The 18,660-nt window shown below is 61.6% G+C and carries 14 protein-coding genes, 3 tRNA genes and 1 other RNA gene; 9 read left to right on the forward strand and 9 right to left on the reverse strand.

Going from position 1 to position 18,660, the window contains the following annotated elements:
- Positions 1-84: 84 nt before the first annotated feature.
- The 8 genes from CK627_RS13320 to CK627_RS13355 all read right to left on the reverse strand — a co-directional run bounded on the left by CK627_RS13320 (position 85) and on the right by CK627_RS13355 (position 7,493).
- Positions 85-903, reverse strand: coding sequence for an FTR1 family iron permease (locus tag CK627_RS13320; RefSeq protein ID WP_005302005.1), 819 nt, complete (start codon positions 901-903; stop codon positions 85-87).
- The gene (locus CK627_RS13325) at positions 903-3,872 is read right to left on the reverse strand and encodes a YncE family protein (protein ID WP_167385349.1); all 2,970 of its coding nucleotides are present in this window, start codon (positions 3,870-3,872) and stop codon (positions 903-905) included. The genes CK627_RS13320 and CK627_RS13325 overlap by 1 nt, the downstream gene beginning before the upstream one ends.
- A 4-nt stretch (positions 3,873-3,876) precedes the next feature.
- Complete coding sequence (locus CK627_RS13330; protein ID WP_095592571.1) at positions 3,877-4,326, reverse strand: hypothetical protein; 450 nt, start codon at positions 4,324-4,326, stop codon at positions 3,877-3,879.
- Positions 4,327-4,443: 117 nt separating this feature from the next.
- A complete protein-coding gene (locus CK627_RS13335) occupies positions 4,444-4,929 on the reverse strand; it encodes a YqhA family protein (RefSeq protein ID WP_005301997.1) in 486 nt (161 codons plus the stop codon).
- 87 nt (positions 4,930-5,016) lie between these two features.
- A complete protein-coding gene (locus CK627_RS13340) occupies positions 5,017-6,009 on the reverse strand; it encodes a DUF2955 domain-containing protein (protein WP_095592572.1) in 993 nt (330 codons plus the stop codon).
- On the reverse strand, positions 6,009-7,115 hold the full coding sequence (locus CK627_RS13345) for an HlyD family secretion protein (RefSeq protein ID WP_095592573.1): 1,107 nt from the start codon (positions 7,113-7,115) through the stop codon (positions 6,009-6,011). Before CK627_RS13345 ends, CK627_RS13340 begins: the two co-directional genes overlap by 1 nt.
- A gap of 224 nt (positions 7,116-7,339) precedes the next feature.
- Positions 7,340-7,415: transfer RNA gene (locus CK627_RS13350), tRNA-Asn, on the reverse strand.
- A gap of 2 nt (positions 7,416-7,417) precedes the next feature.
- Positions 7,418-7,493, reverse strand: a tRNA-Asn gene (locus CK627_RS13355).
- Positions 7,494-7,987: 494 nt separating this feature from the next.
- Here CK627_RS13355 and dauA point away from each other — a divergent pair.
- From dauA to CK627_RS13370, 3 genes are all read left to right on the forward strand, one after another.
- A complete protein-coding gene (gene dauA, locus CK627_RS13360) occupies positions 7,988-9,784 on the forward strand; it encodes a C4-dicarboxylic acid transporter DauA (protein ID WP_174704181.1) in 1,797 nt (598 codons plus the stop codon).
- A gap of 272 nt (positions 9,785-10,056) precedes the next feature.
- Positions 10,057-10,144 (forward strand) — tRNA-Ser (locus CK627_RS13365).
- 200 nt (positions 10,145-10,344) lie between these two features.
- Positions 10,345-10,473, forward strand: a non-coding RNA gene (locus tag CK627_RS13370) — RtT sRNA.
- 91 nt (positions 10,474-10,564) lie between these two features.
- Here the strand turns inward: CK627_RS13370 and alr are convergent.
- Positions 10,565-11,677, reverse strand: a complete 1,113-nt coding sequence (alr, locus tag CK627_RS13375; protein WP_174704182.1) for an alanine racemase — start codon at positions 11,675-11,677, stop codon at positions 10,565-10,567.
- A gap of 833 nt (positions 11,678-12,510) precedes the next feature.
- On the opposite strand from alr, the gene hybO reads away from it, so the two are divergent.
- From hybO to hybE, 6 genes are read left to right on the forward strand one after another with little or no spacing between them, the layout of a single operon-like run.
- Positions 12,511-13,644, forward strand: a complete 1,134-nt coding sequence (hybO, locus tag CK627_RS13380) for a hydrogenase 2 small subunit (protein ID WP_095592575.1) — start codon at positions 12,511-12,513, stop codon at positions 13,642-13,644.
- Between the two features lie 2 nt (positions 13,645-13,646).
- Entirely contained in the window at positions 13,647-14,672 is a 1,026-nt protein-coding gene (hybA, locus tag CK627_RS13385; protein ID WP_095592576.1) for a hydrogenase 2 operon protein HybA, read from the forward strand.
- On the forward strand, positions 14,665-15,852 hold the full coding sequence (gene hybB / locus CK627_RS13390; RefSeq protein WP_017786815.1) for a Ni/Fe-hydrogenase cytochrome b subunit: 1,188 nt from the start codon (positions 14,665-14,667) through the stop codon (positions 15,850-15,852). Before hybA ends, hybB begins: the two co-directional genes overlap by 8 nt.
- Positions 15,849-17,552, forward strand: a complete 1,704-nt coding sequence (gene hybC, locus CK627_RS13395) for a hydrogenase 2 large subunit (protein WP_095592577.1) — start codon at positions 15,849-15,851, stop codon at positions 17,550-17,552. The genes hybB and hybC overlap by 4 nt, the downstream gene beginning before the upstream one ends.
- Complete coding sequence (locus tag CK627_RS13400; protein ID WP_095592578.1) at positions 17,552-18,082, forward strand: HyaD/HybD family hydrogenase maturation endopeptidase; 531 nt, start codon at positions 17,552-17,554, stop codon at positions 18,080-18,082. Before hybC ends, CK627_RS13400 begins: the two co-directional genes overlap by 1 nt.
- Positions 18,064-18,612: a hydrogenase-2 assembly chaperone gene (gene hybE / locus CK627_RS13405; protein WP_095592579.1), complete on the forward strand. Its 549-nt coding sequence runs from the start codon at positions 18,064-18,066 to the stop codon at positions 18,610-18,612. Before CK627_RS13400 ends, hybE begins: the two co-directional genes overlap by 19 nt.
- The last annotated feature ends 48 nt before the right edge of the window (positions 18,613-18,660 follow it).

The raw sequence follows: 18,660 nt of genomic DNA on the forward strand, positions 1-18,660 counted from the left end.
CGAAACGCTGACCAAAAGATAAGAAGTGGAAAAGGCGGCCCCGCTGAGCCGCCTTGTCATCCGCTGCTGCGCCGCGCTGGGCGATCAGCGCTGGGGACGATAGTTGCGATGCCAGACGGTGACGAAGATCACCAGGTAGCTGGCCCAGGTCAGCAACTGCAGGCCGGCCGGTGAGGCATTGTAGCCAAACAGGGCGCGCAGGAAGGTACCAAATACCCCCTGATCGTCGAGAATGTGACTGATGTTGAAGACAGGCTCGGTCCAGAAGGTGATGAGCCCGGCTGCCTGCAGCATGTTGACGGCGGACGACAGCAGGCCGGCGGCGATGATGATGATAAGCAGACCGGTCCAGCGGAAGAAGGGGGCCAGCGCCACCTTGCGGGTGGAGCGCAGCAGCCCCCACACCAGCACCACCGACAGCAGCAGGCCGCCCAGCGCCCCCATCAGCCCCTCGTGCAGATCCACCCCTTGCCCGGAGTAAACCAAGGCCGAGAAGAACAGCACGGTTTCAAAGCCTTCGCGCATCACCGCCAGGAAGGCGAGCAGCACCAGACCGAACAGGTTGCCGCCGTCGATGGCGGCATCGATGCGCGCCGTCATGGCCCCCACCTGGGATTTGGCCTGCTTCTGCATCCAGACCGCCATGTAGGTGAGCACCAGGGTGGCGAAAATCAGGATCCCCGCCATCAGCAAATGGTTGTAGCGCTCGCTCTCGAACTGGCTCACCACCACCTGGAACAGGAAGGCGACCACGAGAGAGGCAAGCAGGCCCAGCCCCACCCCCAGATAGACGAACTTGTTGTAGCGGCTCGCCCCCAGCTTGGCGAGGTAGGAGAGGCAGATGCCGACCAGCAGGAAGGCTTCCAGCCCCTCGCGCAGGGTAATGAGAAAACTTGCAAACATCAGGTGTGAGGCTCCGTAGCGGGCGTGACGGGGAGAGGCCGCAGGGTGAGTTGCAGCCGATTGAGTAGCACTATGGGTGGCTCCGGCAAGCTCGGCTCGGCGGCGCGCACCGCATCATTGACCCACTTGGGGTAGGTGCGGAAATTGAGTTTGATATCGGCCTTGAAGGGCCCTTGGGCATCCGCTGGCAGCGGCCAGGCTTCATCGCGCCAGCCATCGGCCGGAATGCGGGTATCTTCAAGGAGCTTGGCGTAGCGCCAGAACTTGAGCCCCACCGGCTTGCCCTCGGCATCGCCGAACACTTTTCTGAACAGTCGCGCATCTTCAGGGACGGCGCCATCCACCGGCTGACCGCTGGCAAGCAGCAGCTTGCCGCTGGCGTCGGTGACGGTCAGCTCCAGCCAGAGTTCGCGGAAATCGGCGACCCCGGTGGGCAGGGCGTGGCCGGCGCCGGTATTGGCGACCCGCACCACCAGCTCGGGCTGGCCGCTCTGGTTTTCAATGCGGGCAGAGAGGGTGGCGCTTGAGCGCAGCAGCGCCAGGCTCTCCTGCTCGAGCGCGGGATTGCGCAGCCCCACCAGCTGGTGCTGGGCGCCGGTAAAGTTGTGGCGATAGAGCCGTTCTTTCACTGTGCCGTTTTCGGTGGACTGGCCGGCCACCGGCGCGCCGCCGTTGCCAGGTGTAGGGTTCATGTGGCAGTCGATGCAGGTGCGCCGCTTGGCGGGATCCTCCGCCTTGGCGAAGCTGGATTTCTCCCACTCATCCCAGGTGTTGACGATATTGGCGCCGGTACCGGGGGCAAACTCGTTGTGACAGGACTTGCACAGGGCCGCGTCGCGGTAGAAATCCTTCTGGTAGGAGGCCTTGTGCATGGCGGGGCGGGCGTTGATCTGCCGCTCCGCCAGCCAGTGCTTGAGGCTGCCACCGGCGGCATCCTCGAACACATAGCTCTCGCGGTCTTTCAGATTCACGGTAAAGGCACTGTTGCCGCCGGCATCTTCCACTTTGGTGATGCGATGGCAAAGCACGCAGCCGGTCCCTTCCTCCACCACAGGTTCGCCTTTCTGGTGGGCGGCAATGAGCGAGGCGCCGCCTTGCTCGAACATGTGGGAGCCCTTGGGAAGATCCTGCTGGCCGTTCAACACCTGCTGGGGCATGTGGCAGCCCTGGCACCACTGACCGAAGGCCTCGCCCTCGGTTTCACGGGCCAGCGCCTGCACCACCTTGTAGTAGGGGTGGGAGTTGCCCATCAGCCGGTGGTTGCTCTCGCTCCAGTCCTGGAACGCCTGTTGGTGACAGTTCTGGCAGGAGGCGGAGTTGAGCCACTCCCTGGGATGGGTGGTCGGCGCCTTGGTGGGATCCCTGCGCGGGGCATCGAGCCTGAGCCAGTTGGCCAGATAGGGGAGGTTGCCATCGGCGGTGACGAAGGCGTGCAGATCCTCCATCATCGCTTTCACCTCGGGCTGGGGCCTAGCGGGGTCGACCGCTTCGGCGCCATCGCGGGTGTCATGGCCCATGCCGCCCTGGGTCTGCTGGGTCATGCGCAGGTACTCGCCGATAAAGTCCCCCGCCACCATGTTGGCCAGGTTGGCGTGGCCGTTGATGGCGTTGTCGCCGCTCTGCTGGCGATGGGCTGCCATCAGATAGCGGTTGGTGAAGTTGAACCCGTCCAGATGGCAGGAGTTGCAGCTCATCCAGTTGTCCCCCGCCATGGGGAAGCGGCTGTTGGCGGCTGTGTTGCCCAGATTGAACAGCCGCTCGCCGCGCTGAAGCGGCTCGGGGCGCGGATCCGTCTCGACCAGCTTGGCGAAGTGGGGCACATCCACTGTGACCCGGGCGAAGGGGCCGCTGCCGCCGGTGTTGAGGCGGGTGAGATCCTGCCCCATGACGTTGTGTACCAGGATGTGGTCGCCGTCTACAAACAAGTCGCGCGGATTCTGGCCCGGCAGGTGGCGAAGGAGCTGGGTCGCCTTGGCGCCGCCCTGAAACTTCTTGCGTCTGTGGCGGTTGCTGTTCTGCTTGCCGCTGCGCGACAGGTCGAACACCAGTAGATCCTCCGAGCCCGCCAGGGTCAGATAGACCCGCTTGCCGTCGGCGGCGAAGCGCGCCGCGAATGGGTTGGAGACGATCTGGCTGCGGTTGCCGACGCTGGGCAGGTTGATCTGCAAGAAGAGCTGCTTTCTTTCATCGACCCGCTCTTTCTCTTCATCCAGGTCGATGATGGAGACCGCCGGGAAGACGGTGCTCTGAAACTGGAAAGGGTGATCGAAGCTCCACAGCACGTGGGGCAGCCAGGCTTCGCTGCCATCGGGGGAGAGGGCGATGCCGTCCAGCAGGCGCGGCAAGCCCTGCGAGTCGCTTGGGGTATCGCTGTGAGTCTCGGCCAGGGTAATGAGCTTGGGCTTGGGCAGGGTAGCGCCTTTGGCGTCGCTGCCGAGTTTGGCGAGATCATAGATGGCGAGCTGGCCGGTCATGGCGTGGGTGAGCAGCAGGCGATCGTCGTCGGTCAGGGCCAGCCCGCGGGGTGTCTCGGCGGTTTCTGCATCCAGCTGCAGCTTGCCCGCGGTGTCATAAGCCTGCAGGCGAGCTGATTCGAACAGCGTGACCCAGAACCACTGCCGCTTGGGGTCGAAGATGACGCCGTAGGGTCTATGGCCGGTGGGGATCGCCTTGTCCAGGTCGAGATCATCATCCAGCAGCAGCAACCGATCGCCGCTGTAGTCGGTCACCAGCAGGGGGCCGTCGTCTGCGCGGGCCAGCTGGCGCAGATCGCCCCCCAGTTGTGCCTCTTTGAGTCGCTTGCCGCTATCGCGTTCAAGCAGGGTGACCGAGCCTGCACTCTGGTTGGCGGTGACGAGGCGCGGGGTGCTCCCCTCGTCATAGGCAATCATTGCGGTGCCCATCTCCTGGGCCGAGGCGGTCCCCAGCAGCAGGGTGGCCAACATCAGGGATAACAACAACTTCAACATAAGATCAGGTGCGCCATTTCAAGATGGTCCAGCGCCAGGCGTGGCGCAGCACCAGGGGAGTCAACGCGAGGGAGCTCAGCCAGTGGGCCCAGCTGGCAAGGTTGCCCAGGCTATCGCCCGGGGTGCCGTGCAGTACCAGCAGCAGGCCGCTTGTCAGACAGACCAGCAGCAGGGCCTCGATGATGCGGCCCGTGGTGCGCAAAAAAGGCTTGCGGCTTTTGCGCAGCAGGCTGCGATGGGAGAGCCAGAACGCGCCGAACAGCAGGGGAAACAGGGTGAGCGAGAGGGCGACGTGCAGGAACAGGTTCCAGCGTGCCAGCGACCAGAGCGGGGTCAGCGGTTCCCACAGCAGCAGGCCGGAGAAGAACATCAGATAGAGGGAGCCCTCGGCGGCCTGATGGTGATAGGCCAGCCACTGCCAGCAGTGTCGTGGTGAGAGGGAAAGGCTTGTCATAAGTGCTCCAACGCCCGGGCAGTTCAGCCCGGGGGAGCAAGTTTACAATGCAGTAAAGGTAATGAAAAGAGTTATCAATTCGGCTCTTGATGAATAAAGGCTGAATGAAAACCGGCGCTACTTGTGGTCCGCCAGCCGCTCGGTGACCGCGTAGATGAGCGCCGCGGTGGAGAAGGCGAGGAAGACGATGACCGACCACTTCATCTCGATCTCGTTGCCGGTACCGTCGGTCAGGAAGGCCTTGAGCACCTCGATCCCGGCGATGGTGACCAGGGAGTTGATGACGATGAGTTTGAGGGAGGCGAAGTTGATCTTGCTGAGCCAGTTGTCGCCAAGGGCTGCCCGCTGCTCCGGGGTCTTGATGAACTGTACGTAGCCGCAGATGGCCACCAGGATCAGCATCTGGGCCACCAGCACGAAGTCCACCAGGGTCAGCACCCCTGTGATGAGATCCAGATAGGGGATGTCGATGATGTCGCGACACAGCTCATAGAGCTGCATGGCGAACTTCACCATCAAGAGGGCGACACAGACAAGGATGCAGACATAGAAGGGAAACATCATCAACCGGCTGCCATTGAGCATTAAGTTGAAACGGCGCATAGAAACTCCTGAATCGAGTGGGGGTCGCAAAGGGCAAAGCATGTCTCTACCCTCTGACAATAAACGGTCTGGACAAGATGATGTCGTTCAAGCAGGACATGACTTATCGGTTGATGTGGTCAAGAGATGCACAACCAGGGTGCAATAGAGGACGACCAGCAACAGCGTCGCGAGTCGATCCCATACCAGGTGCAGCCCTTGCTGATACTGGGGCAAGGCGGTTCCCAGCAAAGTGATGTAAACCGTCATTGCAGTTTGTACCACCACTTTGGGCCAGGCTGCCGCCAACCGTCCCGCCAGCCAGATGCTGCCGGCGAGCGCCAGCAGTGACAGGATCAGGGGAGACTGACTGATGTAGGCCAGCAGGATCACCGGGGTAGCCAAGGCCGCCGCCAGCAAGTTGGCCTGCAGCAGTGGTTTGCTGTTCATTCGTGTCAGATGGGGGTCGCTGGCGCGTAGCAGGTTGGCAATCGTGGCCCCGATCAAGATGGCACTGCTGTCTTGCAGCCAGATGGCGATACCGATGGCCAGCAACAGAGCGGCGCTCTTTCCCAGGATCAGCATCACCCTTTCATCACCGCGCATGGCGGTCAGGGGAATTAGCGGAGGGGAAGGCCGGGGCCAGATGGCAAAAGCCAGCAGACACCATAAATAGGAGATCAGAAAGGCTTTTCCCATCAACACGGGGAGTGCCAGGACCAGCGATGGCTGGCTTTGTACCAGCACCATCGTCATCGACGACACGATCAGCACCAGCAATCCGGGCAGATCGTCAGGGTTCTTGCCAAGGCGGGCAAAGGCCAGAACCACAACCGCAGCCATGGCCAGCCAGAAAGCGACGGGATTGGTGCCGACCACATGTGCAAGAAAACAGATGAGCGCGGTACAGCCGACGATCAGTGCCAGCATTCTCACTACCATCATCAGCGGCAGGCGCGTCGGACTCAGCATCAGCATGATGACGATGAACATGGGGATCAGAAAGGGCAAGGCCTGACCCGTGGCCAGGGTAACCGCCAGTGCCGCCATGGGAATGACGCCAAGACGCAGGCTGCATTGCCACCACGCTTTGTTCATCATCAGGCAATATAGGTCAGCAGGCTGACAACACGGATCCAGCCGGCGGCAATCGTATCCATCATGCCCACCTTGTTGGGATAGAAAATGACGGTGGCCTGGGAGCCATAGCGCAACCCGCGAGGAAGTGCCTCATCCAGTACCAGGCTCACTGGAAACTGGCGCGCACTGGGGCTGTTTTGTGGTGCCGTGAGCAGACCGGTGGTCTGGTCTGTGGTGGTATTGCCAGCACTGCCCCATCCCAGGGTATCGAGGTGAGCTTTGAAGACGCGGCCGGGGAGTACATCGAAGACCACTTCGGCCTTGATGCCCGGTCGCAGGTATTCCAACGAGTTCTCAGGCAGCATACAGCTGATCCAGACCGCCGAGGTGTCGATGAAGGTCATTGCCGGACTTCCCACGGCGGCATACTGGCCTGGCGCCAGCTGTATGTTGGTAATGGCCCCCTTGTTGGGCGCTTTGACCGTGGTGCGAATGAGATCGAGTCTGGCTTTGGCCAGGGCGGCCATCGCTTCTTTCAGCTTGGGATTTTCATTGCCGGCAGGCCCCAGGCTCTGTTCTGCACGGCGCAACTCTGCCTGTGCGGCCGCCAGGGAGGCCCTGGCTTGCTGCAAGGTTGCCGTCGCCTGATCCCGCTGCGCGATCGACATGACCCCTCGTTTGGCCAGCTCGACCACTCTGGCGGCATTGTCGGCAGCGTTATCCTTGGCCGATTTGGCCTGTACCACCTTGGCCTGGGCGGTTTGCACCGCGGCAGTGTCAGCCCCGATCGATTGCCCGACTGCAGCCACATGGGCTTCTGCCTGGGTGACGGCAATCAGATAGGGCTCCTGGTTGATTTGAAACAGAGGGATGCCGGCGGAAACCTGCTGATTGTCACTGACTTCCACCGCAGTCACCCGTCCGGCCACCTCGGGGGCCAGGCGGATCAAAAAGGCCTGTACCGTACCCTGGCTGCTCATCGGGGTCAGGCGTTGAGCAAACAGCACATAGACCAAGACGATCAAGGCAAGCATGACCAATTGCAGCGTAAGACGCCGGACGGGATCTTTGGGCTGCTTGGTGGCTTGAGCAGGCACTGCTTCTTTTTGCATCGCATCCTCAGACATGCCAAGGGGTCCTTTTGACGGTGTGAACAGGGGCGGTAATTGTGATAACGAATATCCGGCAGAGGCAAGCAAAAAAGCAAGGGGAGGCGTGAAAGGGCACGGAAGAAGGGGATGCCGACACCCGGGCTGAGGCCGTTCGGTGAAAGTACAAGCCACGGTAGCCTGTATGGTAGCTTCGAAGGTGGGATACGAAAAAGCCCAGCCAAAGGCTGGGCTTTCGAATGTGGCTCCCTCGACAGGACTTGAACCTGTGACATACGGATTAACAGTCCGCCGTTCTACCGACTGAACTACGAGGGAATTGGCTCCTCCTACTGGACTTGAACCAGTGACATACGGATTAACAGTCCGCCGTTCTACCGACTGAACTAAGGAGGAATTGCCTGTCTAGTCGAGACGGTGCGGATATTAATGGCCCGTCCGCCGGGTGTCAACCCGCGATCCGCTGCAAAAAGGGGATTTTGGACCGTTTGCCCAAAACTTGGCCGCTGTGGACTGTTTTCAGCACAATCAGCAGCTTGGAGTGAGCCTCGCAGGCTCGCCAAGGGGGAAGCCGCCGAGTAAGGAGGGAGGTAGACGAAATGCATTGGCTGCCGGGACAGGATGAGGGAGGGGCGAGCGCCGGCACCGTATCCGACGGGTAGATATAAAGAGGGGGAGGGCGCGCGACCAGGATAAGGAAGGGAAAAATTGGTTAGCAGGCGAAGTGAGTGTGCTGCGTAATGGTGAGAAAAGTGGTCGATATGCTGACTATCACCGGCAATATTGCGTGGTAACGGCCATTCATTGATCCCGCCCATCGAAATATTTCATCGGCTGGGGTATGGTTGGCCAAGATACCATCGCCGTGTCGACAGCTCTGCCGGCCCTTGATGATGATCGGGCGCCGGTTCAATCCGGCCTTTATCTCCCTCTTCTGGTATTACGAATACATGCACAACCAAGCACCTTTGCAAAGCGTGAAGCTGGCCATTGCTTTACGCCAATCCTGTATTGACGAACCCTACAGCGTTCCCCGCTTCGGCCGCGACCTGATCGCCGGCATCACGGTCGGCATCATCGCCATTCCGCTGGCCATGGCGCTGGCCATCGCCAGTGGCGTGCCGCCGCAGCACGGTCTCTATACCGCCATCATCGCCGGCATCGTCATCGCCTTGACCGGCGGCTCCCGCTTCTCCATCTCGGGGCCGACCGCCGCCTTCGTGGTGATCCTCTATCCGGTGGCCCAGCAGTTCGGCGTGGGTGGCCTGTTGATGGCGACCCTGATCTCGGGTTTCTTTCTGGTAGCCATGGGGGTGGCCCGGCTCGGACGACTCATCGAGTACATTCCGCCTTCGGTGACCCTGGGCTTCACCGGTGGTATTGCCATCGTGATTGCAACCCTGCAGATCAAGGACTTCTTTGGCCTGCACGTGCCCGAGATGCCGGAAACCTACATCGGCAAAGTCGAGGCGCTGGCCCATGCCCTGCCCAGCTGGCAGTGGGGGGATACGCTGGTCGGGGTTGCGACCCTGGCGGTGCTGCTGCTCTGGCCGCGCCTGCGCCTGCCGGTGCCAGGCCACCTGCCCGCCGTGCTGGTGGGGGTGGGCCTTGGCTTTGGCCTGCATCAGTTCGGGGTGGACGTCGCCACCATCGGCAGCAAGTTCAGCTATACCCTGGCCGACGGCAGTCAGGGCATGGGGATCCCGCCCATCGCGCCGACCCTGGTGATGCCCTGGGCTCTGCCGGGGCCGGATGGCTCGCCGGTGGAGTGGAACCTGGCCGCCATCGAGCGCCTGTTGCCTGCCGCCTTCTCCATGGCGATGCTGGGGGCCATCGAATCCTTGCTCTGCGCCGTGGTGCTGGACGGCATGACAGGTCGCAAGCACAGCTCCAACGCCGAGCTGGTGGGGCAGGGGCTTGGCAACATAGTCGCCCCCTTCTTTGGCGGCATCACCGCCACCGCTGCCATTGCCCGCTCCGCCGCCAACGTGCGGGCCGGGGCTACCTCTCCCATCTCCGGCATCGTGCATGCGCTGGTGGTGCTGGCGGCCATCCTGGTGCTGGCGCCCTGGCTCTCCTGGCTGCCGCTCTCGGCCATGGCGGCTTTGCTGCTCATCGTCGCCTGGAACATGAGCGAGGCGCACAAGGTGGTGGAGCTCATTCGCCGCGCCCCCAGATCCGACGTGCTGGTGCTGCTGGTCTGCCTGTCGCTGACCGTGATCTTCGACATGGTCATCGCCATCACCTTCGGGGTGATCCTCGCCTCCCTGCTGTTCATGCGCGAGATTGCCAAGATGACCAAGCTGCACAACCTGACGGATCACAAGCGCTACGCCCAGGAAGTGCCTGAGCAGGCGCTGCTCTACAAGGTCAACGGCCCGCTGTTCTTCGCCGCCGCCGAGCGGGTGTTCGGCGAGCTGGTGGCCCAGGTCAAGGGGCACAAGCTGCTGGTGCTGCAGATGGAGGCGGTCTCCATCCTGGACGCAGGTGGCCTCTCCGCCTTCCTGCAGTTTGAAAAGCAGATGGCCAAGGCGGGGGTGCAGTTGCGGGTGGCCGAGCTGCAGTTCCAACCGCTCAAGACCCTGGCGCGCGCCAAGGTGCGTCCGGTGCCCGGTCAGCTGGAGTTTTACGGCTCGCTGGAAGAGGCACTCAAAGGCGAGCATTTGCACGAAGCGGCTGGAAATTGATTGAAAGGGATACGAAACGGCATGTTTTTAGTCACTTGGTTCGGATAATGAGCAAACGAACGCAAAAAGTGAAAAATTGCATTGACCGCATGCCGTCGTATCCCGTACATTACGCCCCGTTCCAGCGCAACGGCGCAACGAACGAAGTGCTGGCTGAGCACGTTAAACAACAGACCGAAATTTGGTGAGGTGACCGAGAGGCTGCCCACCGACGAAGTCGGCAAGATGCACGCGCAGCGTGCTCCGAAAGCCACTTCAAGAAGTAAAAATTTGGTGAGGTGTCCGAGTGGCTGAAGGAGCACGCCTGGAAAGTGTGTATACGGCAACGTATCGAGGGTTCGAATCCCTCCCTCACCGCCAAATAAAGCAAAAGGCCCCGTCGCAAGACGGGGCCTTTTGCTTTATCCGATGATGGGCGGCTCGGTTCGGGCCCTGGTTCGACAGGTGGGCAGGATAGCCCGCAGGGCGAGCGCCAGGGATGGCGCGAGTCAATCCCGACCCATCCTCAGATGTTAAAATCGACCCGATGGTCGGTTTTTTGCTTTGGGGAAGAATTATCAGCTCATGTTGAAGAGGGCGGGTGAGGACCCTCGCCGGGTTCGAGCAGAGCAGCTTGCTGCGATGAACGGCCGTAGGCCGCCCCGAAGGGGTGAGCCACGCAGTGGCGAATCATCCCTCCCTCACCGCCAAATAAAGCCAAAGGCCCCGTTGCAAGACGGGGCCTTTTGGTTGTCAGGGGCCGGATTATCACCTCGCGGTGGCCGGCCTCAGCCTGATTGCTCAGGCCAGCTTCAACATCGGCATCTGTTCGCGGCTGTCGCAGTGCGCGAGATGCACCCGGCTGGTCAGGCGGGTGAGCAGCTCGTAGGGGATGGTGCCTATCTTCTCGGCCACCTGCTCCACCGGCAGCCCTTCTCCCCACAGGGTAACCTCGTCCCCCACCTTGTCGCTGGCCGCCGGGCCCAGATCGACGGTGATCATGTCCATGGAGACCCGACCCACGATGGGAACCCGACGGCCATTGATCAGCATTGGGGTCCCTTCGGGAGCCATGCGCGGGTAGCCATCGCCATATCCCGCGGCCACCACGCCGAGGGTGGTGTCCCGACTCGCCACCCAGTGACCCCCATAACCGACAGCCTCACCCTGCTGGCAGGCCCGGGTGGCGATGAGCTGGCTCTTGAGGGTCATGACCGGACGCAAGCCGTGGTCGGCGGCGAGCTGGCCGGTAAAGGGGGAGGCGCCGTAGAGCATGAGGCCGGGCCGGATCCAGTCACTGCGCGAGGCCGGCCAGGCGAGGATGCCGGCGGAGTTGGCCATGGCCCGCTCGCCCGGCAGATGGGCAGAGAGGCGGTTGAACTCCTCGATTTGCAGCAAAGTGGCCTGGGTATCCTGCTCATCGGACTGGCTGAAGTGGGTCATCAGCTGGAACGGCTGCACTACGTTGTGGCAATGACTCAGCCGCTCGATAAAGGCGGGCAACTCCTCGGCGCGCAGGCCGAGCCGGTTCATCCCGGTATCGAGCTTGAGCCACACCTTGATGGGGGCGGGCAGAGTGGCCTGTTCGAGCAGCGCCAACTGCTCCCAGGTATGCAGGGTGGTCTGCAGATCGTGTTTGGCCAGCAGCGGCAGCGCCTCGGCACTGAAGAAGCCCCCCAGCACCAGAATGGGCTTGGTGATGGCGTTGGCACGCAGCACCAGTGCCTCCTCGACCCTGGCCACGGCATAGGCATCGGCCTGGGCGAGGGCATGGGCCACCGGCAGCAGCCCGTGACCATAGGCATTGGCCTTGAGTACCGCGATGATCTTGCTGTGGGGGGCGTGGCGGCGTGCCACGGCAAAATTGTGCTGAAGTGCATCGAGATCGATGCTGGCCGTAACTGTGTTCATCATGGGGTCGGGTGTCTGCTCGATGAGAAGTTGGCTGCTGGTCTCAATCCTGATCCTGTGATCCCGGCGGCTGCGACGGGCAAACGGGGGGTCACCGAACCATGTTGTTTTATATGCCTTAAATTGTGAAAAGATGTTATCAGTTGTTTTTTGGTTGGTAAATTATGTGGCGAATGGGAATGTGAAAATGGGCAAAATACGGGATATTACTCTGTATAAATTCGCCTGCCGACGCTTTCTCTGGCTCCCTATCGGGCAATATTTATCACTGGTTTTGCCCCTTCAAACGGGAGGGGAATCGCGCCTTTTTCGCACATTGCTGGCGGTTTTTTGCACCGGCTGCGCGCAGGGCGGTTAATTAATCAAGCGGCGAGGATCGGCCTTGAACAGCAGGGGGAATTCTTTTTAAAAACTGATAATAAATATCGTTCGCGCGTCCATTTCACTTGTTTACATATACTTATACAAATATAAAGGTATATATTATCAACCACTTTTGGCGAGGTAAAATAGCCTGTGGCTGGTAACATAAAGCTCCTGTCAAATAGTGTGACAACGCTTTCATTCTGATTATTTAACATCACGAATTAACGGATAATTTAAATGATGTTAATTCTTTAAGCTGCTAAAATAACCCCTATTGGGTATTTTTTATCTCCTCGGGATGGTTTTGTAAGTATATGCTGCATATGAAGTTTTTAAATTAATTGTGATGAGTTTCTATTTGGGTAATGTCCCGTCACTTGATGGAGATCAACACAATGCCGGGGGGGAGTACTTAGCATTTCCGCTATTAAGCATTTATCAAACAAGTGCTCACTACGGGAATAAAAAGAATGGTCGAGGATACTTTTTTATCGGCTCATGGAATTAATCGCCGTGACTTTATGAAATTGTGCGCCGGGATGGCCGCAACCCTTGGATTAAGCCAACACGCCGTGGCCAAGATGGCTACCGCGCTCACCAGCCCCGAGCGGCCACCGGTGATCTGGATAGGGGCGCAGGAGTGTACCGGTTGCACCGAGTCGCTGCTGCGCGCCACCCACCCCACCATCGAGAACCTGATCCTCAACACCATTTCGCTGGAGTACCACGAGGTGCTCTCGGCGGCCTTCGGTCATCAGGCCGAAGAGAACAAGCACAACGCCATGGAACGTTACAAGGGCAGGTATGTGCTGGTGGTGGATGGTTCCATCCCGCTCAAGGATGGCGGCATCTACTGCATGGTGGCTGGCGAGCCCATCGTCGACCATATTCGCCGCGCTGCCAGTGATGCCGCCGCCGTCATCGCCATCGGCTCCTGCGCCGCCTGGGGCGGGGTGCCCGCCAGCGGTGGCAACCCGACCGGCGCCGTCAGCCTGGAGGAGGCCCTCGGCAACCTCGGCACGCCGATTATCAATATCCCGGGCTGCCCGCCCAATCCCCACAACTTCCTCACCACGGTCGCCTACTACATCACCTACGGCAAGCTGCCGGCGCTCGATGCCAAGAAGCGGCCGCTGTTTGCCTATGAGCGGCTCATCCATGAAAACTGCGAGCGTCGTCCGCACTTCGATGCAGGGCGCTTCGCCAAGGAGTTTGGCGACGAGGGCCACCGTCAGGGCTGGTGTCTCTACCATCTTGGCTGCAAGGGGCCGGAGACCTACGGCAACTGCTCGACCCTGGAGTTCTGCGACGTGGGCGGCGGCATTTGGCCGGTGGGCATCGGCCACCCCTGCTACGGCTGCAACGAGCAGGGGGTGGGTTTCAGCAAGGGGATCTTCCAGCTCGCCAAGGTGGAGAATCCCACCCCGCGGGTGAACAAGCCCGACGTGGCCATCCAGGAGGGAGGGCACATGTCGCCCACCGCCACCGGCCTTATCGGTGGGGCGCTCGGGGTGCTGGTCGGGGTGAGTCTGATGACGGTGCGCGAGCTCGGTCGCCAGCAGAAGCGCCATGAAGCCGGGCAGCACTCATCACGGGAGGAGTGACCGTGAACAGACGCAACTTCCTCAAATTCGCCTCCGTCGGTGCGCTGGCGGCGGGCACCACTGTCTCCGGCACTGCCCTGGCGGCGGCACAGAACAAGCCGCCCATTCCCGGTGCGCTCGGCATGCTCTACGACTCCACCCTCTGCATCGGCTGCCAGGCCTGCGTGGCGGAGTGCCAGCGCCTCAACGGCAACCCGGCCAATCCGGCCGGGGAGTCGACCTGGTCCAACAACGACAAGCTGAGCCCCTACACCAACAACATCATTCAGGTGTGGAAGAGCGGCACGGGTGAGCACAAGGATCAGCTGGTGGATGGCTATGCCTACATCAAGAAGCAGTGCATGCACTGCGTCGATCCCAACTGCGTCTCCGTCTGCCCGGTGCAGGCGCTGACCAAGGATCCCAGGACCGGCATCGTCCACTACGACCCGGACGTCTGCACCGGCTGCCGCTACTGCATGGTGGGCTGCCCGTTCGACGTGCCCAAATATGACTACAACAACCCGTTCGGGGCGATCCACAAGTGCGAGCTCTGCAACCAGAAAGGGCTTGAGCGCATCGATCAGGGCAAGTTGCCCGGCTGCGTCGAGGTGTGTCCCACCGGCGCCGTCATCTTCGGTACCCGCGAGGCGCTGATGGCCGAGGCCAAGCGCCGGCTGCTGGCCACCCCGGGCAGCGAATATGCCTACCCGCGCCAGACTTTCAGCGCCAACGATCCCTACCTGCATGAAGTGCCCAACTACCAGCCTTACGTCTATGGCGAGAAGGAGGGGGGCGGCACCCAGGTGCTGGTGCTGGCCGGGGTGCCCTACACCAAGCTCGACATGCCTGATTTGCCGGAGCTCTCCTCCGGGGCGCGCTCCGAGCACATCCAGCACACCCTCTACAAGGGGATGGTGCTGCCGCTGGTGGTGCTGACCGGGCTCTCGGTGCTCATTCGCCGCAACACCAAGGACCATCAGGATGGCGACGATCATGACTCGCACGCGGGCCATGACAAGCAATCGGGAGGCCAAAACCATGAGTAATCACAAGGCACATCCTTTGGGGGGCAGGCTGGTCAGCTGGCCGGTCATGGTGCTGGCGCCGTTCGTCATCCTGTGCGGCATGCTGATCCTCAAGCGCCTCATCTTCGGGCTGGGCTCGGTCACCGATCTGAACGGCGGCTACCCCTGGGGGCTCTGGATCTCCTTTGACCTCTTGATCGGCACAGGTTTCGCCTGCGGTGGCTGGGCGCTGGCCTGGGCGGTCTACGTCTTCAACCGGGGCGAGTATCACCCCCTGGTGCGACCGGCCCTGCTGGCGAGCCTGTTCGGCTATTCCCTGGGCGGCCTCTCCATCACCATTGACGTCGGCCGTTACTGGAACCTGCCCTACTTCTACATTCCGGGTTTCTTCAACACCTCCTCGGTGCTGTTCGAGACGGCGGTCTGCATGACCATCTACATCGGGGTGATGGCGCTGGAGTTTGCCCCCGTGCTCTTGGAGAAGTTCGGCTGGAAGGCCTCCATGGCGCGGCTCAACAAGATCATGTTCTTCATCCTGGCACTGGGGGCCCTGCTGCCCACCATGCACCAATCCTCCATGGGGTCCCTGATGATAGTGGCGGGGCAGAAGATCCATCCGCTCTGGCAAAGCTACGAGCTGCTGCCGGTCTTCTCGCTTCTGACCGCCTTCATCATGGGCTTCTCCATCGTGGTGTTTGAAGGCTCCCTGGTACAGGCGGGACTGGCGGGGCGCGGCCCCAACGAGAAGTCGCTGTTCTACAAGCTGACCCAGGTGATCGACATCTTCCTGATCCTGTTTGTGGCGCTGCGCTTTGCCGAGATCGTCATCAACGACAAGTCGGCCTATCTCTCCGAATTTAACCGTTATTCCATCATGTTCTGGAGCGAGATCGCGCTGATGATCTTCCCGCTGCTGGTGTTCCACTGGGACAAGAGCCGCCGCGATTCGCGCATGTTGTTCCTGGGGGCCCTCAGCATGCTGCTGGGCGCCGCCCTCTGGCGACTGGACTACTCCCTGCTCGCCTTCAACCCCGGCAATGGCTACCACTACTTCCCCTCCGCGGCGGAAGTGCTGATCTCCCTGGGCTTCGTCGCCATCGAGGTGTGTGCCTATTTGCTGCTGATCCGGCTGCTGCCGGTACTGCCATCACTTGAACGTGTTCACCAAGATTATCAGGCCCGAGGGAAAGCCAACGTATGAGCCAACGTATCACCATAGACCCCATCACCCGCATCGAGGGTCACCTGCGTATCGACTGTGAAATCGAAGGCGGCGTCGTCACCAAGGCCTGGTCGTCCGGCACCATGTGGCGCGGGATGGAGGAGATCGTCAAGGGCAACGACCCGCGCGATGCCTGGATGATAGTGCAGCGCATCTGCGGGGTGTGCACCTCCATTCACGCCATCGCCTCGGTGCGGGCGGTGGAGAACGCCATCGGCGCCAAGGTGCCGGTCAACGCCCAGTACATCCGTAACCTGATCATTGCGGCCCACAACATCCACGATCACATCGTCCACTTCTATCAGCTCTCCGCACTGGACTGGGTGGACATCACGGCCGCTCTGCAGGCCAATGCGCAAAAAGCGGCCGACATGCTCAAGGGGGTATCGACCTGGTCCCTCAACAGTGCCGACGAGCTGACCAAGGTGCAGGACAAGATCCGCGCCCTGGTGGCGAGCGGCCAGCTCGGCATCTTTGCGAACGGCTACTGGGGCCACAAGGCGATGAAACTGAGCCCGGAGGTGAACCTCATCGCCGTGGCCCACTATCTGCAGGCACTGGAGTGCCAGCGCGATGCCAACCGCATCGTCGCCATCCTGGGCGGCAAGACCCCCCACATCCAGAACCTGGCGGTGGGCGGGGTGGCCAACCCCATCAACCTGGATGCGCCGAGCGTGCTTAACCTGGAGCGGCTGCTCTATGTGAAGAGCTTTATCGACCGGCTCGGCGAGTTCATCGAGCAGGTCTACAAGGTGGATGCCGCCATCATAGCCGCGCACTACCCCGAGTGGCTGAACCTGGGGCAGGGGGCCAAGCACTACCTGAGCGTGCCGGAGCTCCCCACCGACGGTGACGGCGGCAGTTTCCTGATGCCGGGCGGCTACATCGAGAACGGCGATCTGGCCGGCTATCGCCCCATCGAGAGCCATCAGGATGCCTGGCTGATGGATGGCATTGCCGAGAGCAACAAGCACGCCTGGTACAAGGATGATGCCCCCCTCAAGCCCTGGGAGGGCAAGACCGAGCCCAACTACACCGGCTGGCAGGATGACGGCAAGTACTCCTGGGTCAAATCCCCCACCTTCTACGGCAAGGTGGTGGAGGTGGGGCCGCTCGCAGACCTCCTGGTGAAGCTCGCGGCCAAGCACCCGGAGACGGTGACACACTTCGATCAGCTGAACGGTCTCTACAGGACGCTCACAGGCTCTGCCATCAAGACCGAACAGCTGCACTCTACCCTGGGCCGCATCATTGGCCGGGCGGTGCGCTGCTGTGTGCTCAAAGACACCTTGTCTCATCAGTGGAAGGCGCTGGTGGACAACATCGGCAAGGGGGATTTCAGCGCCTACATCAAGACTGAGATCCCGGCGGACAAGGAGTTTCGCGGGGTGGGCTTTGAAGAGGCACCGCGCGGCATGCTCTCCCACTGGGTAGTCATCAAGGGCGGCAAGATCGAGAACTATCAGGCGGTGGTGCCGTCGACCTGGAACTCGGGCCCGCGCAACTTCAACGACGAACCCGGCCCCTACGAGCAATCCCTGGTGGGCACCCCGGTGGCCAACCCCGCCAAACCGCTGGAGGTGGTGCGCACCATCCACTCGTTCGATCCCTGCATGTCCTGCGCGGTCCATGTGGTGGATACCCAGAGTGGTGAAACAACTCAGGTGAAGGTGCTGTGATGAACACCCTGATCCTGGGCGTGGGCAACCTGCTGTTGAGCGACGAGGCAGTGGGGGTGCGGATCGTCGAGGGGCTGGAGCGCGACTACCGCTTCGCCCCCGGCATCGAGCTGCTTGATGGCGGCACCGCCGGCATGGAACTGCTCGAAGCGATGGCCAGTCGCGACCACATCATACTGGCGGACGCGGTGCGCAGCGGCAATCCACCGGGTACCGTGGTGACCCTGAAGGATGAGGAGATCCCGACCCTGTTTGGTCGCAAGATCTCCCCCCATCAGCTGGGGCTGGCGGACGTGCTCTCGGCGCTGCACATGACGGGGGAATCCCCCAGGCGGCTCACCCTGATCGGGGTCGAGCCCGAATCCCTCGAGCCTCGCATCGGCCTCACCCCTGTGGTGGCGGCTGCCATGGGGGAGGCGACGGATCGGATATTGACTCTGCTGGCCAGCCTGGGGGTACCGGCCATTCCGCTCTCTGAGCAGGAAAAGGCCGAGCGAGCGCGGGAGGGCGTATGGCGCAATCCATTGTGAATGAGGCAGTGAACGAAGCCGCGCAAGAGCCGACGCAGGAGTTCGCCGGTTTTGCCACCAATCCCGCGCCCCTGCTGGTAGCCCAGTACGAGCGGATCGCGCAGCAAGAGATGCAGGCCCTGCCCTTCTATCACCCGGCCATGCCCATAGTTGCCGAGTGCACCCTGTTTGAAGGGCAGTGGCTCGGCTGCGTGCTCACCCCCTGGATGCTGAGCGTGGTGGTGCTGCCGGGGCCCGAGCAACTCTGGCCGGTGCGCGGCAGCAGCGATCGGCTCGCCCTGCAGCTCCCCTGCGGCAACCTGACCTTTATGGTGGGGGCATTGCCCGAGACGGGGCAGTTGATGGCCTGCTCGCTCATGTCCCCCATCGACCCGCATCTCGGGGCTGACGAGGGGCGCGCGCTGGTGGGCAGCACCCTCAAGATGTTGCTTTCGCTTCCGGTGCAGCAGGGGGAGGGCGGCGTGAACTTGAGCCGGCGTCGCCTGTTCAGCGGCCGGCGTGGCGACCCTGTGGGCGACACCCAGCGCTAGGTCTCATCTGCAATCAGGTTTAGAATAGGGGCCGTTTTGGCCCCTCAC

The organism is Aeromonas dhakensis (genome assembly GCF_002285935.1).
In the GTDB taxonomy this organism is placed as follows: Bacteria; Pseudomonadota; Gammaproteobacteria; order Enterobacterales; family Aeromonadaceae; genus Aeromonas; species Aeromonas dhakensis.

Bases quoted from the DNA above. Each gene is read 5' to 3' on its own strand.
- CK627_RS13320 (WP_005302005.1), bottom strand. From the start codon at position 903: ATGTTTGCAAGTTTTCTCATTACCCTGCGCGAGGGGCTGGAAGCCTTC.
- CK627_RS13325 (WP_167385349.1), bottom strand. From the start codon at position 3,872: ATGTTGAAGTTGTTGTTATCCCTGATGTTGGCCACCCTGCTGCTGGGG.
- CK627_RS13330 (WP_095592571.1), bottom strand. From the start codon at position 4,326: ATGACAAGCCTTTCCCTCTCACCACGACACTGCTGGCAGTGGCTGGCC.
- CK627_RS13335 (WP_005301997.1), bottom strand. From the start codon at position 4,929: ATGCGCCGTTTCAACTTAATGCTCAATGGCAGCCGGTTGATGATGTTT.
- CK627_RS13340 (WP_095592572.1), bottom strand. From the start codon at position 6,009: ATGATGAACAAAGCGTGGTGGCAATGCAGCCTGCGTCTTGGCGTCATT.
- CK627_RS13345 (WP_095592573.1), bottom strand. From the start codon at position 7,115: ATGTCTGAGGATGCGATGCAAAAAGAAGCAGTGCCTGCTCAAGCCACC.
- dauA (WP_174704181.1), top strand. From the start codon at position 7,988: ATGATGATCGGGCGCCGGTTCAATCCGGCCTTTATCTCCCTCTTCTGG.
- alr (WP_174704182.1), bottom strand. From the start codon at position 11,677: ATGATGAACACAGTTACGGCCAGCATCGATCTCGATGCACTTCAGCAC.
- hybO (WP_095592575.1), top strand. From the start codon at position 12,511: ATGGTCGAGGATACTTTTTTATCGGCTCATGGAATTAATCGCCGTGAC.
- hybB (WP_017786815.1), top strand. From the start codon at position 14,665: ATGAGTAATCACAAGGCACATCCTTTGGGGGGCAGGCTGGTCAGCTGG.
- hybC (WP_095592577.1), top strand. From the start codon at position 15,849: ATGAGCCAACGTATCACCATAGACCCCATCACCCGCATCGAGGGTCAC.
- CK627_RS13400 (WP_095592578.1), top strand. From the start codon at position 17,552: ATGAACACCCTGATCCTGGGCGTGGGCAACCTGCTGTTGAGCGACGAG.
- hybE (WP_095592579.1), top strand. From the start codon at position 18,064: ATGGCGCAATCCATTGTGAATGAGGCAGTGAACGAAGCCGCGCAAGAG.